Source organism: Microbacterium aquimaris (assembly GCF_039531285.1).
Classification (GTDB): domain Bacteria; phylum Actinomycetota; class Actinomycetes; order Actinomycetales; family Microbacteriaceae; genus Microbacterium; species Microbacterium aquimaris.
Map to the genome: position 1 here is coordinate 514,396 of NZ_BAAAPT010000002.1, position 16,785 is coordinate 531,180.

15 protein-coding genes and 2 pseudogenes are annotated in these 16,785 nt (G+C 67.0%); 4 read left to right on the forward strand and 13 right to left on the reverse strand.

Annotated elements, in window-relative coordinates:
- Positions 1-42: 42 nt before the first annotated feature.
- The 6 genes from ABD204_RS12000 to rpsB form a co-directional block, all read right to left on the reverse strand.
- Positions 43-624: a DivIVA domain-containing protein gene (locus ABD204_RS12000; protein WP_241747988.1), complete on the reverse strand. Its 582-nt coding sequence runs from the start codon at positions 622-624 to the stop codon at positions 43-45.
- The gene (locus tag ABD204_RS12005) at positions 621-1,673 is read right to left on the reverse strand and encodes a phosphatidate cytidylyltransferase (protein WP_194424651.1); all 1,053 of its coding nucleotides are present in this window, start codon (positions 1,671-1,673) and stop codon (positions 621-623) included. Before ABD204_RS12005 ends, ABD204_RS12000 begins: the two co-directional genes overlap by 4 nt.
- A gap of 7 nt (positions 1,674-1,680) precedes the next feature.
- Complete coding sequence (gene frr, locus ABD204_RS12010; RefSeq protein ID WP_194424650.1) at positions 1,681-2,235, reverse strand: ribosome recycling factor; 555 nt, start codon at positions 2,233-2,235, stop codon at positions 1,681-1,683.
- 34 nt (positions 2,236-2,269) lie between these two features.
- Positions 2,270-2,992, reverse strand: a complete 723-nt coding sequence (gene pyrH / locus ABD204_RS12015) for a UMP kinase (RefSeq protein WP_194424649.1) — start codon at positions 2,990-2,992, stop codon at positions 2,270-2,272.
- 84 nt (positions 2,993-3,076) lie between these two features.
- Positions 3,077-3,904 carry a translation elongation factor Ts gene (gene tsf, locus ABD204_RS12020; RefSeq protein ID WP_194424648.1) on the reverse strand — a complete coding sequence of 276 codons (828 nt, stop codon included), beginning with the start codon at positions 3,902-3,904 and terminating at the stop codon, positions 3,077-3,079.
- 83 nt (positions 3,905-3,987) lie between these two features.
- Positions 3,988-4,926: a 30S ribosomal protein S2 gene (gene rpsB / locus ABD204_RS12025; protein ID WP_194424647.1), complete on the reverse strand. Its 939-nt coding sequence runs from the start codon at positions 4,924-4,926 to the stop codon at positions 3,988-3,990.
- A 302-nt stretch (positions 4,927-5,228) separates the two neighbouring features.
- Between rpsB and ABD204_RS12030 the strand changes: the two are divergent.
- Positions 5,229-5,663, forward strand: a pseudogene (locus tag ABD204_RS12030) (peptidoglycan DD-metalloendopeptidase family protein); the annotation flags it as partial.
- Positions 5,664-5,788: 125 nt separating this feature from the next.
- On the opposite strand, the gene ABD204_RS12035 reads toward ABD204_RS12030, so the two are convergent.
- The 5 genes and pseudogenes from ABD204_RS12035 to ABD204_RS12055 form a co-directional block, all read right to left on the reverse strand.
- Positions 5,789-6,373, reverse strand: coding sequence for a hypothetical protein (locus tag ABD204_RS12035; protein ID WP_241747987.1), 585 nt, complete (start codon positions 6,371-6,373; stop codon positions 5,789-5,791).
- A gap of 10 nt (positions 6,374-6,383) precedes the next feature.
- Positions 6,384-7,286: a tyrosine recombinase XerC gene (locus tag ABD204_RS12040; protein ID WP_194424645.1), complete on the reverse strand. Its 903-nt coding sequence runs from the start codon at positions 7,284-7,286 to the stop codon at positions 6,384-6,386.
- A gap of 65 nt (positions 7,287-7,351) precedes the next feature.
- Positions 7,352-8,548, reverse strand: coding sequence for a DNA-processing protein DprA (dprA, locus tag ABD204_RS12045; protein WP_322597603.1), 1,197 nt, complete (start codon positions 8,546-8,548; stop codon positions 7,352-7,354).
- Complete coding sequence (locus ABD204_RS12050; RefSeq protein ID WP_241748037.1) at positions 8,545-8,898, reverse strand: magnesium chelatase subunit ChlI family protein; 354 nt, start codon at positions 8,896-8,898, stop codon at positions 8,545-8,547. The genes dprA and ABD204_RS12050 overlap by 4 nt, the downstream gene beginning before the upstream one ends.
- Positions 8,893-9,021: pseudogene (locus tag ABD204_RS12055) on the reverse strand (ATP-binding protein); the annotation flags it as partial. The gene ABD204_RS12050 and the pseudogene ABD204_RS12055, both read right to left, overlap by 6 nt.
- 144 nt (positions 9,022-9,165) lie before the next feature.
- On the opposite strand from ABD204_RS12055, the gene ABD204_RS12060 reads away from it, so the two are divergent.
- The 3 genes from ABD204_RS12060 (at position 9,166) to ABD204_RS12070 (ending at position 14,449) form a co-directional block, all read left to right on the forward strand.
- Positions 9,166-10,578, forward strand: coding sequence for a tyrosine-type recombinase/integrase (locus ABD204_RS12060; protein WP_322597642.1), 1,413 nt, complete (start codon positions 9,166-9,168; stop codon positions 10,576-10,578).
- 449 nt (positions 10,579-11,027) lie between these two features.
- The gene (locus ABD204_RS12065; protein WP_194424643.1) at positions 11,028-12,377 is read left to right on the forward strand and encodes a hypothetical protein; all 1,350 of its coding nucleotides are present in this window, start codon (positions 11,028-11,030) and stop codon (positions 12,375-12,377) included.
- A gap of 335 nt (positions 12,378-12,712) precedes the next feature.
- Positions 12,713-14,449 carry a hypothetical protein gene (locus ABD204_RS12070; protein ID WP_194424642.1) on the forward strand — a complete coding sequence of 579 codons (1,737 nt, stop codon included), beginning with the start codon at positions 12,713-12,715 and terminating at the stop codon, positions 14,447-14,449.
- A 526-nt stretch (positions 14,450-14,975) separates the two neighbouring features.
- Here ABD204_RS12070 and ABD204_RS12075 read toward each other — a convergent pair.
- Complete coding sequence (locus ABD204_RS12075) at positions 14,976-15,290, reverse strand: helix-turn-helix domain-containing protein (protein ID WP_194424641.1); 315 nt, start codon at positions 15,288-15,290, stop codon at positions 14,976-14,978.
- A gap of 834 nt (positions 15,291-16,124) precedes the next feature.
- On the reverse strand, positions 16,125-16,697 hold the full coding sequence (locus ABD204_RS12080; protein ID WP_194424640.1) for a hypothetical protein: 573 nt from the start codon (positions 16,695-16,697) through the stop codon (positions 16,125-16,127).
- Between the last annotated feature and the right edge of the window lie 88 nt (positions 16,698-16,785).

The following is a 16,785-nucleotide window of genomic DNA, read 5'->3' on the forward strand; positions in this document are numbered from 1 at the left end:
CTAGCGACGCCATCCCGCGGTGTCATGCGACCCGCGGGGTGATCACCGCACCGCGAGCATGACGTCCACGACCGCGTCGAGGACCGCGTCGACCTGGGCTTCGCGATACCCGCCGCGTTGCATGCGGAAGGCGACCGACCGCACCTGCTCGACCGAGACCGGCTCACCGTCCGCGAGATACCGCGCGAGCTTGTCCCCGACGAGGTCGACCTCGTCGACCCGATAGCCGTACCGGAGCGCGCCGACCCGGTCGAATCGTCGCCCCTTGCGGCGGCTCAGCCGATCGAGCACCTCCTGGGCGACCTCCCGTGTGGCGCCGACCCACTCCTCGACGTCACCGTCCGCGAGCACGGTCTCGCGCTCCCGCGCGGCGAAGGCGTCTTCGATGCGCGACAGGGCCGCGTCCACGGCCGCGATCGCATATCCGTGCCGTGCCAGCGGGAAGGCGGCACGGCGGACGTCGTGGGAGGTCAGCGGCTCTGTGCCGTCCCCTTCGAAGACGCGTCGTGCGCGGGCGAGGAATTCGTCCACCGCGTCACGGTCGTACCCGCGTGTACGCCCCTGCGCGAGGGGGAAGGACGTGCGCTCGGGTGCGTCGGCGGACTCCGCGGCGGTGCTCATCATGCGGTCACCACCAACGGGGTGAACAGGTAGGACAAGGCAAGCGCGACCGTCACGGACGGGAGGATCGAGTCGAGCCGGTCGAGCACTCCGCCGTGACCGGGCAGCCACGAGCTCATGTCCTTGATGCCCATGTCCCGCTTGATCATCGACTCGCCCAGATCTCCGGCCGTCGCGGTCAGCAGGACGGCGGCGCCGAAGATCAGACCGGTCCACCAGGGGAGACCGAGCATGAACATGCATGCCAGGACACCCGCGGCCAGCGCGGCGACAGCGGCACCGGCGAAGCCCTCCCAGGTCTTCTTGGGACTGATCTTCGGCGCCATCGGGTGGCGCCCCAGCGTCAGTCCGCTCACGTAGGCGCCCGTGTCGGCGACGACCGCGATGAGGATGAAGGTGATGATCCACCACTCGCCACCGTCCTGGCGCAGCAGCACGAGGGCGAGGCTGCCGAGGAAGGGCACGTAGAGCTGGACGAATCCGCCCGTGAGCACATCGGCGAGCACGTCCGAGGGGGACCTGTCGTCCACCGCGACCATTTGCGCGATCAGGCGCCACACCGCCACCACGACGACGGCGACGAAGGTGACGACCCAGTGCAGCCACAGGTCGGTCAGAAGCCCCGACAGCACGAGCACCACGCCGACGCCGACCTGCGGGACGACGTCGATGCGGCGGCCGGAGACGGTGAGGGCCCGGCTGATCTCGAGGATGCCGAACACGGTCGCCACGAGCGCGAACAGGACGAAGATCCACTTCAGCAGCACCAGGGAGAGCAGAAGCGTGCCGCCGATGGCGACACCGATCAGGATCGCGACGATGAGGTCGCGACCGGTGCGCTCCTTGATCCGCTCGTTGGCCTGATCGAACTCGGCACGGGCGTGCGCCATCTGTGACTCGACGCCGGTGCGCATGGCACGCATGTGCTCCTGGAACACCGGCGAGGACTCGGGCGCATCCGGATCGGTGTCCAGGCGCGGCGAGTCGGCGTCGCGCCGAGCGGGCGGCGCGACGTCCTCGTCGTCTGACGGCGTGTCAGGGGCGTCGGTCATGCGTCACTCAGACTTCGAGCAGTTCCGCCTCTTTGCGCTTGAGCGCCTCGTCGATCTCATCGACGTGCGCGCGCGTGAGGGCGTCGAGCTCCTTCTCGGCGCGGACCAACTCGTCCTCGCCGACCTCGCTCTTGAGCGTGTCGAGGTCGTCCTTCATCTTGCGACGGATGCCACGGACGTGGACCTTCGCATCCTCGGCCTTCGTCCGGACGATCTTGACGAACTCCTTGCGGCGCTCCTCGGTGAGTTCGGGCATGGTGACGCGCACGATGTTGCCGTCGTTGGTCGGGTTCGCCCCGAGGTTCGGTGTATCGCGGATCGCTTGTTCGATGGCCTTGAGTGCCGACTTGTCGTACGGCGTCACGATCAGCGAGCGCGCTTCCGGGTTCGCCAGCGACGCCAGCTGTGCGAGCGGAGTCGGGCTGCCGTAGTAGTCGACGAGGATCTTCTGGAACAGCTGCGGGTTCGCACGCCCCGTCCGCACGGTCGCGAAGTCTTCCTTCGCCGCTTCGACGGCACGGTCCATGCGCGATCCGGCATCCGCCATCACATCAGCGATCACAAGTGACTCCCATCATTAGAACCGAACACTCAGTCTAGTCAGCCGTGACGAGCGTGCCGATCGACTCACCCAGCAGCGCCCGGGTGACGTTACCGGCCGGCTCCATGCCGAACACGCGCATGTCCATGCGATTGTCCATGCACAGGCTGAATGCGGTCGAGTCGACGACCTTGAGGCCGCGCTGCAGCGCGTCGAGGTAGGTGATGCGGTCGATACGCGTCGCCGAGGGGTCCGTGCGCGGGTCGGCGGTGTACACGCCGTCCACCCCGTTCTTGGCGACCAACACCTCCGAGGCGTCGATCTCGAGTGCGCGTTGGGCCGCGACGGTGTCGGTGGAGAAATACGGCAGACCGGCCCCCGCGCCGAAGATCACCACGCGCCCCTTCTCCATGTGGCGCTCGGCACGCCGGGGGATGTAGGGCTCGGCGACCTGTGTCATCGAGATGGCCGACTGCACGCGCGTCGCGGCGCCGGCCTGCTCGAGGAAGTCTTGCAGCGCCAGGGCGTTCATGACGGTTCCGAGCATGCCCATGTAGTCGGCTCGCCCGCGGTCCATCCCGCGCTGGCTCAGCTCGGCACCACGGAAGAAGTTGCCGCCGCCGACGACGACGGCGATCTCCACACGATCCACCGCCTCGGCGATCTCGCGCGCGATCTGCGAGACGACGTCGGGATTGACCCCGAGCGCTCCCCCGCCGAACGCTTCTCCCGACAGCTTCAGCAGGACGCGCCGGCGTCCGGTCGCTTCATCGATCACGTGATTCCTCTCGTCGCGTACAACCTATCGAAGGGCATGAGAAAAGGCCCGCACCACCGGGGGCGGTGCGGGCCTTCGAAGCGATTACGCCCCGACCTTGAACCGGGCGAATCCGGTCAGGGTCAGACCGGCGTCGGAGGCGACCTTGGCCACCGACTGCTTGTTGTCCTTGGCGTAGTCCTGGTCGAGCAGCGCGACCTGCTTGAAGAACGCGTTGACGCGGCCTTCGACGATCTTCGGAAGCGCAGCCTCGGGCTTGCCCTCGTTGCGGGAGATCTCGGTCACGAGCTCGCGCTCCTTCTCGACGTCGGCCTCGGGTACCTCGTCACGGGAGAGGTACGACGGGTTGGCGAAGGAGATGTGCTGCGCGAGGCTGCGAGCGGTCTCCGCGTCGTCGCCGGTGTAGGCGAGCACCACGCCGACCTGCGGGGGCAGGTCCTTGCTGGTCTTGTGCAGGTAGATCTCGAAGTTGTCGCCCGACAGCGTGCGGACGCGGCGCAGTTCGACCTTCTCGCCGATGATGGCGGCCTCGTCCGAAATGAGCTGGTCGACGGTCTGACCGGAGGCGTCTGCGGCCAGTGCGGCCTCGACGGAGTCCGCACCGGCGGCCGCGGCGGCTGCCAGGACCTTCTCGGCGAGGGCACCGAAGCGCTCGTTCTTGGCGACGAAGTCGGTCTCGCACGCGAGCTCGATCAGGGTGACGCTGCCGTCCTGCTCGTGAGCGGCGACGAGGCCCTCACTGGTGGAGCGGTCGGCGCGCTTGGCGTTGCCCTTCGCACCCTTCAGACGCAGGATCTCGGTGGCCTTGTCGACGTCGCCGTCGGCCTCCTCGAGCGCCTTCTTGGTGTCGACCATGCCCGTGCCGAGCTGCTCGCGCAGCGCCTTGATGTCGGCGATCGTGAAGTTTGCCATGGGTGGCGGCTCCTTGTTCAGGTGGTTCGGTGTTCGGTCCGGCGAGGCCGCGATGAGGCGGCCCCGCCGCGATGACGAGTCGGTTACTTGGCGTCGGCGGCAGTGGCGTCGGCCGCGGCGGCGCCTTCGGCGTCCGCCTCCGACTCCGTGGCCTTCTCACCCTCGGCGGCCTGCTCCTCGGCGACGATCTCGCTCGCCTCGGCCTTGGCCTCGCCCTCGTCGGCGACCTTCTCGGTCTCGGCGGACGACTGGGCCGGCGCGCCGGACTCGAGCAGCTCGCGCTCCCACTCGGCGAGGGGCTCGGCGGCTTCCTCGACCTCGTCGGCGGGCTGGTGACGCTGGATGAGACCCTCGGCGGCGGCGTCGGCGATGATCCGGGTCAGCAGGCTGACCGAGCGGATCGCATCGTCGTTGCCGGGGATCGGGTACTGGAACTCGTCCGGGTCGGCGTTGGTGTCCAGGATGCCGATGATCGGGATGCCGAGCTTGGTGGCCTCGTCGACGGCGAGGTGCTCACGCTTGGCGTCGACCACCCAGATCGCCGACGGGGTCTTCTGCAGGTTTCGGATACCACCGAGCGACTTGTGGAGCTTGTCGAGCTCGCGCTTCTTCAGCAGGAGCTCCTTCTTGGTGAAGCCGCTGGCCGCGGGGTCGTCGAAGTCGAGCTCTTCGAGCTCCTTCATGCGGGCCAGACGCTTGCTGACGGTCGCGAAGTTGGTCAGCAGTCCACCGAGCCAACGCTGGTTGACGTAGGGCTGCCCGACGCGGGTGGCCTGCTCGGCGATGATCTCCTGCGCCTGCTTCTTGGTGCCGACGAACAGGACGGTGCCGCCGTGGGCGACGGTCTCCTTGACGAACTCGTACGCGCGGTCGATGTACGACAGCGACTGCTGCAGGTCGATGATGTGGATGCCGCTGCGCTCGGTGAGGATGAAGCGCTTGACCTTCGGGTTCCACCGGCGGGTCTGGTGTCCGAAGTGAACGCCGCTGTCGAGCAACTGGCGGATGGTGACGACGGCCATGGCCGTTCTCCTGTTCTGGCGCGTGCGCGCCGGTTTTCGGTTTCTCGGTCGATCGGTCGATCGACACGTCCTGGTGCCCGACGCACTCCCGCCTCCGTCGATCAGGGATCGGTGGAGGACCGGAGGGAGTGGATGCCACGCGCCGGAAACGGCGCGCTGTGGGCACGCGTAGTCACCCCGAGAACGGGATGCCCTCCGAGTGTACCAGGCGAGGTTCCTCCCCGACCGCCCGCGCGACGCCTCCATCCACAGGCCTCGCGAACCGCTCCCGGTCGGCGCGCGCCGGCCGGGATGATGAGGCGATGGCGCCCCACCCGTCGTCGAGCCGACGGCCTCTGCTCACGCTGACGGTCGCCCTGGTGACGATCACCCTGCTGACGATCGCCCCCGCGCCGCCTGCACCTCCGGCGTCGGCGTCGGCGGATGCGGTGCCGACGCGGACCGGCTGGACCTGGCCGGTGCATCCCTTCCGGGTCGTGGAGCATTTCGTCGCGCCGGCCCACGCGTATGGACCCGGCCATCGCGGGATCGATCTCGAGCCCGCCTCACCGGACGCCCCCGTGGGCTCACCCGCGGTCGGGGTCGTGGCGTTCGCCGGCCCGGTGGCCGGGCGCGGGGTGGTCACGATCGACCATGGCGACGGTCTCGTCACGACGTTGGAGCCGGTCGATCCGGAGGTGACGCCGGGCACGCCGGTCGTCGCGGGCCAGCGGGTGGGGTCGCTCGGTATCGGCGGCCACACGCACACCGGAGCGCTTCACGTCGGCGTGAGATGGCACGGGGAGTACATCAATCCCCTGCTTCTGCTCGGCGAGGTGCCACGGGCGGTGCTGCTGCCGTGCTGCGAACCGATCGCGACCGCTCAGCCGATGGTGTTGCGCTCGCCCGCGTCGTCGATGAGGCCGATGCCCGTCTCCGCGCGGAGGATGTTGTCGTCGCCGTCGACGGAGACCGCGTCGATGCCACCGGCCGCGCGCACGGTGTTGCGATCGCCGGACACTGCGACATCGGCGACCCGGTCGAGATCGACCACGGTGTCGTAGCCGTCGATCGACAGCGAGCGCACATCGCTCGCGTACACCGTGACACGATCGGCCCGCACGACGACATCGTCGACGACGGCGCCGGTCATATCCACCGTGAGGTCGTTTCCGCGGATGGTCACCGTCGGGCATTCACCGGTGACCTCCACGCCCGTGGTCGTCCCGCTGGGGACCTCGATCGGTCCTCCGGCGCAGTCGATGGCCGCCGCGGCGCCGTCCTGCTCCTCCACCACGCGGGGCTCATCCGTACTGCTCGGCGAGGCCTCGACGAACGTCGGCTCCTCCGGGAGCTGCACGACCGTTTCGGTCGTGCAGCCGCTGAGGGCGAGTGTGCTCACGAGCACGGCGCCCGCGGCGAGGCCGAGTCGTCGACGAGTGGCGGGGTTCTGCGACACGATCCTCATACGGTTCAGCCTAGGCACGGGGGTGTGCCAGGCGGTAGGTCGCGGCCAGACGCTCGTTCGACACATGCGTGTAGACCTGTGTCGTGCCCAGGCTCGCATGACCGAGCAGTTCTTGGACGGACCTCAGATCGGCGCCGCCGTCGAGCAGGTGCGTCGCCGCGGAGTGGCGGAGCGCGTGCGCGCCCACGGTCGATCCCACGACGGGGCCGAGGCGGCGCGCGACGACGTCGTACACCGACCGCGCGCCGATGCGGGCACCGCGTGCGCCGAGGAAGAGGGCGGTGGCCTCGCGGAGTTCTCGGCGCGCGAGCAACACCGGTCGCGCGCGGACCAGGTAGGCATCGAGCGCTTGCGCCGCGGGTGCGCCGTAGGGGACGACCCGTTCTTTGTCGCCTTTGCCGATCACACGCAGGGTGCGGCGGCCGGCGTCGAAGGAGTCGAGGTCGAGGGCGCACAGTTCCGCCACGCGGATGCCGGTGCCATAGAGGATCTCGAGGATCGCGCTGTCGCGCAGGTCCGTCGTGTCCCCCTCCCGCGCGCTCTCGCGGAGCGCGTCGAGGAGCTCGGCGACGCCGTCCGCGGTCGCGACCTTCGGGAGCGTTCGACCCCGCTTGGGGGCGACGAGGCGCGCACCGGGGTCGTTCGCGATCAGGCCGGTCTCGCACGCCCAGGCGAAGAAGCCGCGGACGGCGGCGGTGCGCCGCGCGAGCGTCGCCTTGCCGTGCCCGCGCTGGACCGACTGCCACAGCCACTCGCGCAACGCCTCGACGTCGACCCGGTCCAGCGGTGGATCGCCGAGGACGGTGACGACGTCGGCGAGGTCCCCGCGGTAGGCCCGCACGGTTCGCGGTGACAGACGACGCACGTGCGCGAGGTGGCGCAGGTAGTCCTCGGCCGCATCGCTCAGGATCATGCCTTCAGTTTCTCGCGGCATCCGCTTCTGCCGGCGGCGGCGCACCGTGACGTGCGGCGGATCGTTCACGCGCGCCGCCACCCGCTCCCGCCACGTCCGGCGAGCCCCTCGAGCTCCAACAGTCCGAGCAACGAGCCGGTCTCCTCTAGCGAGAGACCGGCACCGCGGGCGATCTCGGCCACCGTCCGATCGGCCCGTGGGCTGAGGGCGTCCAGAACACGGGTGGTCACATCCGTCCTGCGACGCTGAACGCCGTCCTCTGCGCCGGGTGGGGGACCGCCGCGTGGATCTCCGGGTCCTCCGGCCAGTTCCCAGACGTCGTCGGGACAGGTCACGGCGACAGCGTCGTACTCGCGCAGGAGACGATGACAGCCCGCGGATGCGGCACTGGTGACCGGTCCGGGCACCGCCCCCAAAGGGCGACCCAGACCGGCCGCATGTCCGGCGGTGTTCAACGAGCCGCTGCGCCACCCGGCCTCGACCACGACCGTCGCCGCCCCCATGGCGGCGATCAGCCTGTTCCGTTGCAGGAAGCGCCACCGTGTGGGAGCGGACCCGGGCGGCAGCTCGCTGACAACGGCCCCCGCCTCGGCGATCTCGGCGATCATGCCGGCGTTGCCGGAGGGGTACGCCCGATCCGCACCGCCGGCGAGGAACGCCACGGTCGGGGAGCCGACGGCGAGCGCCGCACGATGGGCGGCACCGTCGATCCCGTAGGCGGCGCCGGAGACCACCGCTCCCCCGTGGGCGCCGATGCCGGCGGCCAGTTCGGCGGCGACGTGCTCACCGTAGGAGGTGGCTGCCCGGGCCCCGACAACCGAGATCGGAGTCGCCTCACGCACGGCCTCGAGCGATCCGTTGACCCAGAGCGCCGACGGCGCGTGCGGTCCGAGGTCGTCGAGGGCCTCGGGCCAGGCGGCGTCGGCGGGGGTGAGCAGGCGCAACCCGACCAGCGTCGCGGTCCGCAGCGAGCGCCGGACCGCCGAGCCGTCCAGACGCGGTCTCCACCGTGCCCAGGCGTGGCGGGCCGCGACCGCATCGAGGTCGGCGATGGGGGTCGGCACGGAATGGACCACGACCTCGAGCGCCGGGGCCGCTCCCAGGGCCCCGATCAGCGCGCCGGCGTCGGCGTCCCCGGGTTCGGCCAGATGCCCCCACCACACCCGGGCGAACGCGTCGATCGCCTCGTCGTCGGTGAGCGGATCGCCGTGCGCGCCCAGCGCGTCTCGGGCGCTCGCGGCAGACAGGTCGAGCGTCATCATGCGGGGATGCCCTTCTTCAGGTAGAGGGCGCGGCCGACGTCGTCGATCGTGGGGCGCGCACGGGAGGCGAGGTCCGCGAGCGTCCACGCCAGGCGCAGCACCCGGTCGTACGCGCGCAGGGTCAGTGCGCCTCGCTGCAGAGCGAGGTCCAACGGGCGACGAACGGCCGGTTCGGGCGCGCTCGGCCCTTCGCGCAGCCATGCCCCGGAGACCTGGGCGTTTCGTCGCCACGGGGTCCCGCTCAGTCGATGCGCCGAGCGCTCCCGCGCCGCGGCCACCCGTTCGCGCGCCTGCACGGTGGTCGTCGCGCCCGCCCCGCTCCGGCGCTGCGCGACCGAGACCCGCTGCATCCTCAGCTCGATGTCGATCCTGTCCAGGAGCGGTCCCGACAGACGCTGCAGATAGCGTCGGATCGCCATCGGCGGGCAGTCGCACGCCGACCCGAGGATCCCGTACCGACCGCAGGGGCACGGATTGGTCGCGAGATTGTAGCGCTAGTTAGCGGCGTGTCCAGTGACCGGTGGGCCAATCGCTGGTTGTCTTGCCTCATGGAGCTCGAGCCTGCGCGCACGCTTCGCTGGCGGATGTTTAGGACAACCGTTCAGCCCGTGCTTGAGATGGATGACGCTGCCCTGTCTGCCTCGTCCCAGCCGCTCATGGCGGCGACGACTCGCGGCCCCAGCATTCCGATCGGCACGCCATACTTGCTGGGCACGAAATTTGAGTACGACATCGCACTGAATGCGTTTTTCTATTCCGCGAGCATGCTCGCCTCTAGGATGACGACACGGGTTGGCTACGCGCGCGATCTGACAGCGTTCCTCAACTTCCTTACGCGGAACCGAGGCAATCGCGGATGGCGTGACACAACGGCAGACGATCTCAAGGCCTACTACGCGTGGCGGCGAGAGGACCCTCTGGGCCCCCGCGTGAGCGCCTCGTCCTGGGATCGTGAACTAGCAGCTTTGAATAGGTTCTTCTCGTGGCAAGCGCGCGAGAAGACAATTCCGCAGAATCCGATTCCTCAACGCCAGCGCCGCAAGTACCACGCCCGTAATTCGCCGCGTTGGGGGGAAGACGTCACTCCTGCAATGCTCTCTCACGGTGGCAGGCGCGCGAAAGTAGAGTGGCTACCGTCCGCTTCATACCGGGTTTGGCGCGATATAGGGGTTCGCGGCTATGGTCCGGATGGAAGGAGAGACGATGCGTTCCGGGGGCGCTGGGCCTCGAGAAACGCGACCTTCACCGACATGCTCATTCGCACAGGACTGCGCCTGACGGAGCAAGCAAGCCTTCTGACGGTCGAGCTTCCAGCGCCCAGCCGCACGAATGGTTATCATCGGTTCTATCTTCCGCGCGGGATTGCCAAGGGCGGTTCGGAACGGTGGATCTATGTCCCATCCGGTGTGCTCCACGACTTGCACGAATACGTCGCCACGGACCGCGCCCAGATCATTGAGCGAGCTCGCAAGTCCGGACGGTACGTTCCGCGGCACGGTGCTCTCGTGGTCGAACCGAACGCGCGCTATGCAACAGCCTACGGAACGTCGCAGCGAGTCAAGCTTGAGTTGTTGACACCGGACGAACGCCGACAAACGCTGGTAGAAGCGAACGGCGGATTCGAACCGGCCGCCCTGTGGCTCTCGGAATCCGGCGATCCGATGGCAGTGTCCTCGTGGAAGGGCATCTTCCTCCGGGCCAGTTCGAGATGCGTCGCCCAGGGAGTGGCGTTGTCTGCAAGCGCGCATCTGCTTCGGCACTCCTTCGCGGTGATCACGCTCGAACAGTTGCAGCGTGGTCATATCGACGCTCTCCGGTCTCTCTCCCTTGGTCAGCGCACCCAATATGTGCGCGTGTTCGGTGAACCGATGGATTGGGTGCGGATCCGTCTCGGTCACCGCAGCGTAGAGACGACTCACATTTACCTCCACGCCCTCGCTGAACTCGAGATGCAGACGCGAATGGCGCTTATCCCTGACGAGTGGGAAGACGCGCGAGACCCCCACCTCGTTGCGAAGGACAGCGCATGAGCACGGCGTCTGGCCACCGAGGGACAACTGGGCCAAATCGTCCCGCCCGGCTCCCGACCGGTCAGTACAGCCGACCTGACGAAGAGCGCGATGATGTGAGCTTGCTTGTTCCGTTTATCGGTGAGGACGGGCGGCGCACAACTTTCGATGTCGGTACGCTTCCGCTACCCGGATGGCACGTCCCGATCGCACAGAGCTGGGCCGCGCGTGTGGGACCTGCCGGCTCCCTGCGGACACTTTCTTCGGCCAGCGGCGGGTGGACCATAGTCGTGCGGTTCTTGCGCTCCCTCGCGGCTTCACTAGAACCCCCGGCACAGCCATCCGATCTGCGGCGGCGGCATCTGGACGCGTACCGACGTGACCTCGAAGCGACATGCAATCCGAGCTCCGTACTGAAGTCGCACCGTGCGATCGCGTTGCTCCTGGATCAGCCCCCATTCGCAAAGCTGGTGGCGGAAGAGCTGCGCGCCCTGTTTCGTATCCGCGGGCGCAACAACAGAGCGTTCGCTGCTGGGTACTCAGATCGTGAGTTCCGCACGATCGTCACCGCCGCCCGCACCGATGTCGCCGCGATTCGTGAACGCCTGGCAGCGCCTGTCCCTGAGTTTGACTCCGAGATGATCGAGGCGTTGCTGCGCACAGGCAGTGTGGCAGTCGATGGAGTGCCCTTCCTAGACCGCGTGACCCATCGGCGCCGCCTAGCCGAGCAAGTTTTCATCACGAGAGGGGATCTCATCCCCCTCCTGGCTCTATTCGTGGCCACTACTGGCTGGAATGTTGAGACGATCAAGGAGTTACCTTCTGAGCATCGAGTTATCGAAGGCGTAGCGGTGGAAGTACCGATCCTCAAGCGCCGCCGCGGCCCTGGTCGGTGGCACCGTACCGTGACCTGGGAGATCGGGAAGGCTGGTCAAGAACTGCGCACGCCAGGGGGCCTTTACCTGCTCATGCACCGCTTGATGGCGCCGGCCCGCGCACTTCTCGTGGAGGCTCCTTACTGGGCTATGTGGTCGGGCGCCGGACGTTCGGGGCCCGACCGCGTGACGAACCCCTTCGCCGACTCCCTCAATACGGAGACGAGCAATGGCGAGTGGGCGGCGAAACACTGCCTTCGAGCTGACTCCGCACCCCACCACGATGCGCCCTCGCCTGACACGCAGCAATTGTCATTGAACTTCGGACGCCTCAAGAAGAGCGTGGACGTTCGCCGCACGCGCGCTCTCGGCGGACATCTCCCTTCTGCCGCGCGTTCGAACACGGTGCCTGTGCTCTTCAGCAACTATCTGGCGGGAGATCCGACAACCATCGATTGGGCACAGTCCATCATGTCCGACGCTGTCGCCGACGCTGAGCGGTCAGCATGGTCCGCTCATGAGCGGGCGCTCGAGTCGATGGGCAGGCAACGCCTGGACGTTCGTCCCTCGGCCGAAGGCAAGAGTGACGCTGCTGTCAGGTCGACAGCCCCAGAGGCAACAGCCTGGACATCGTGTCTCGATCACGCACACCATCCGTTGACTGGACGGCGCTGCTCACAGTCGTTCTTGGCTTGCTTTCACTGCGCCAACAGCGTGATCACGTCCGAGCACCTCCCTCGTCTGCTCGAGCTGCTAGACGCCCTCGAGCGGCGCCGGATACAGCTACCCAGCGATGCGTGGTGGAGACGGTACGGGCCAGCCTGGACAGCGATCCGGCACGACGTGCTACCCAGGTTTACGGAAGGCGAAGTGCAGGCGGCCACTGAAGAGACGACGGGCGACGCTCTTCTCGATCTGGTCGAGCCCGGATGGGAGCACCTGTGATACCGCACGCTCAGCCGTCTCGGTTGCTGATCGAGGATCCGTACGTACTCCATGCACGTCAGCTACGCCCTGACCACAAGCTAAGCGACACTGCGAAATTCAGTGACGACGCATGGCCGCTCGGTCCCGCCGTCCTTCAACGTAGCGGGCGATCCCAGTACTTGCACTTCCGCGAGATTCCCGCTGAACACCGCCTAAACATCAAGCTTGTCTGCTACGCAGCACTGTCGGGGGATCTTCCAGCGGAGGAAGACCGTCCAGGGATCGCAACCATCATCTCGATCCATCATCGAATTCGGCACTTTTGCAAATGGTTAGACGCCCACCGTGCAGAGATGCTCCTCTCCGACGTGCGCCCTGCGGATCTCGAGGCCTATCAGGCGTACTTATTCACTCACGTCCGCTCCCCTTGGCAACGCCATGTCCTCCGCAGAACCGTCGCGTACTTCTGGCGGTATCGCTTCGTTCTCGGAACGCGCGCTCTCCGGTTCGACCCGCGGTTGCTGCCATATTGGGACGCGGAACCATACCCCGGCAAACGCGGGGAAAACGCGACGGCGCGTATCCCGGAGTCCGTTCACGGTCCCCTGCTGGTGTGGGCGATGAGGTTCGTCGACGACTTCTCCGATGACATCCTGCGTGGTACGGAGACATGGCGTGAGCGGCGTGATGCGGTTCACCGGCGAGAGCCCATCGCGTGGGGAACGGCTCCCGACAAGATTCGTCGATATCTAGACGGCGCCAAGATGACTGGTCGCCCGCTGCCCGGGCGGGGCGGCGATGTGAATTTGGCTGCGATCGCACGAGCCATCGGATGCCAGCGCACGGCTCTCTTGCCGTTTGCGCAGGAGATCAAAGCACTGGCGGAGTCTCTCGGCGTATCTGACTATGCGGCGCTTGACATCGAGATCACCGGACTGCTCGACGGTGCACCATGGACCGAAGGTTTCCGGCTTGAGCCGACCGAACCCGACTCAATCTCGTCGATGGCGCAATTGCTGCAGACTGCGTGCTACATCGTCATCGCATTCCTGTCTGGCATGCGCGACGCCGAGATCAAGCACCTACAAGTTGGTGCGGCCGAGGCAGTCCTTGACTCCCAGGGGAGTGTTGTCCGATGGCGGGCGCACAGCCTCGCGTTCAAAGGAGAAGCGAGTGCGGAAGGAGTGCCCGCAGCTTGGATCGTCGGCGAGCCGGCCGCCCGCGCGATTGGCGTCCTAGAGCGACTGCGCGGGAGCTCCGGCTCTACGACGCCCTGGCTGTTCGCGCCGGTGCGCACCGGCCCCGGCGCGGGGTCAGGCGGGCGCGGCGGCAACGAGGCGCTTACTGTGTCCGGGACGATTCTCAGCCTTAACCGATTCATCCCGTGGGTCCAGCGCTATTGTCGCGAACGCGGTCGCGAGGATGCGATTCCCGACTACAACGGACGCGTCTGGCGACTGTCCACCCGCCAGTTCCGGCGTACCCTCGCGTGGTACATCGCGCGCCGGCCGGGAGGATCGATCGCCGGAGCGATCGCCTATAGGCATCACACCATCCAGATGTTCGAAGGCTACGCCGGCACCAGCGACTCCGGCTTCCGAGCAGAGGTTGAGGCGGAGCAAGCACTCGCCCGCGGAGAACATCTCCTCGCGATGATCGAGCGAAACGACCACTTTCAGCTTGGTGGTCCTGCGGCAAACGAGGCATACGTGCGGCTCCGCGACATGGGCGCCGAGCAGACATTCGCTGGCACTGTGCAGACCGATCCTCGCCGCTTTGTACGCCTGCTCAACGCCCGCGGTCCAGAGGTCTACCCGGGACGATATGTCACATGTGTCTTCGACCACGCGAAGGCTCAGTGTCATGCGAGTGCGAACGGACCCGACCTACCCTCCTGCCAGCCTCTAACATGTCAGAACGTCGCGCTGTCGCAAGACAACGTCGATGTCTGGCAGACGGAAGTCGCACAGATCGACGCTGATCTCGCGCATCGCCCGGCGCTGCCGCCGCTCCTTGTTGATCGCCTAGAGAAGCGCCGCGCGCAGATCAGGCGCTTGTTCGAAGGGAACCAAGATGTCTCGACCAGTTGACCTTCCGTCAGAAGGGGCGATTCGGGATGCACTTCACAGGCTCACCGACGAGGCCGGTGGCGCAACACCACCGGTGACAGCGCTCGCCAGGGAGCTTGGTCTCAGCAATAGCACTTTCTGGCGGCGCTTCCCCGACATCGCGCAGAAAGTCGCGGACGGCCGCCGGCAGGCCGCGCGTACGCAGGCTGCCACCGCCGGGAACCGCACGGACACTCCGGCTCGAGTAGTCGAGGCTCGTCTTCGCGCTCAAATCATCGATCTCACCGCGCAAATCCAGACAGCGGCCGTCCAAGTCCAGCGGCTTACGCTGGAGAATCACACACTGCGTGAGCACCTCACAGCCCAAGACAACATCGCGCGGATCCCCCGTTGGGATCGGTTCGACTAGGAACAGTCCGGGGCCCGATGTCGGCGCACGTGCAACCGGAATGACGCCGTGGGCGGTCGCTGCGGTGGGCCAGAGCCCTCTCACCCGCTCCGCCGCGAGGTGTACCGCCTGCCCTCGGAAGACATACCAGTCGCGACTCTAACGTAGGCGCAGATCGGGTGCCGCGGGGAGAAGGTCAGCAACAGATACCCCAAGCGTTTGCGAGAGCGCGATCACTGTCCGCAACGTCGGGTTTGCCGGCCGGCCCGGAGCTGACTCGCCCTTCTCGTACTTCTGGTAGGTGTAGCGCGTGAGCCGCGATCGGTAGGCAACGTCTTCTTGACTCAAGCCCCTGGCAATTCGTGTGCGATGCAAGTTGGCCCCGAATTCTTGCGCGTACGCGCGCCACACGACCTCAATCTCATCAGTACGGCGCGGCACCCCTCCAGCGTCTCGAGCTTGCCACCGGTGCATGGCCTAATCCATGTGGCATAATCCATGAGGCCATACGAAACAATCTTCACTCGACCGGGGCGTCCTGCCCTTCATCGACTTGCACGTGTGCTGACCGCTTCCGGGCAGAGGGTCGACCTCGGAATCGCGGTCCGTGCGAGTCGACCCTGTTTGTGGGGTGTAGGTGGTAGATCTTCACCGGCCAATCTGGTGGCGCGCGACGGACGAGCCGCCACCACCCGCCTGGGTCGATGCATTCGCTGACTTCACCGCAGATCGCAGCGCTGACGAGTGGGGTCTCGCCGTCGCGATCTTCGTTGCTCGCACGCGCCGCCGTACCGGTGCCGGGCCCACGTTCTCAGAAGTCTTCCGCGAGCTGTTACCGGACACCGGCGGGCTGCCCTCGCTACTCCCCGCCTCATTGGCGCCCAAGCAGCGACGCCAGCTGATCCGCGACTTCCGGCTGCACTGCGCGATCGAATGGAAGCGGCGCGGATGGATCGCCTGGCGAACTGGCGTCACACGGAGCCTCCGAGTAGGACGCACGTTCCGTGCGCGTTCTCGCCAGCATCGTCAACTTGACCGCACCTCCGCCTAGTCTCCGTTCGCTGTTCGGCGTGCTCCGATGACAGCGCTGCGAGCCTGCCCAGATCCAAGTTGCGCTGGCGTAGAAGACGGCGCTGCGGTCAAGCGATGAGATCAATCCCAAGGGAAGAACCCGCGTAGATCTGTTGACTCCCACCACCCAATCGCCGCCGGAGGAGTAGTGCATGCCACACGCACACCAAGTCCGCGTACGAAGTCATTGTGGATCCGGATGTGCTTTCGCGCACCACTCAGCCGTCCCCGCCGACGCTAGTCATCGTCGTCTTGGGTGACTGGCACTTCTGTAGGTATTTCATCGTCGGAAATGACACGGACGTCCACCACAGCCGTGGTCATCCAGTACGTGTGGACCCCCTTGAAAATCCATATGGACTCGCCGATCCGTATCGGGCACTCGAACTCGGCCCACCTCGCGCGCTCGTGGGCCGGGGCCGGCACCGAAGGGCGGACGCCGGCCAGGCGCTGCCATTTGCCGTCGCTCGGGTCGAGGTTCAAGGGGCCGTCGAGTGAAGGCAGCCTCATCCATCGGCGACGTCCCGGGCGGCGGTCGATGATGATTCTCGTGCCGTGCTCGGTCGTCAGTTCGTACGCGTCCCCGGGTATCAGATCGACGACCCTGGGTGGCGACGCTTCCCTGATGTCGGCCCAGGGGTCGACGATCGACTGCGCGCCGTGCTCCTCGCATACAAATGCGATTCGGGCGCCGTAGCGAGGGTCCACCGTGGCGTCCGGTGTGCAGTCACGACCGCACTCCGCACACGTTCTGTAGTCACGGCTCGCAGGCATCGCTGTGTCGAGGCCGTCATCATCGCTGAGCTCCATGGCGCGAGCATAGGCCGATTGCGTCGTGAGCGGCACTGTGGGCGCTCTTGCGGGTGTTGCTCGACGCGCCGAACTCATTTGGGCGGGT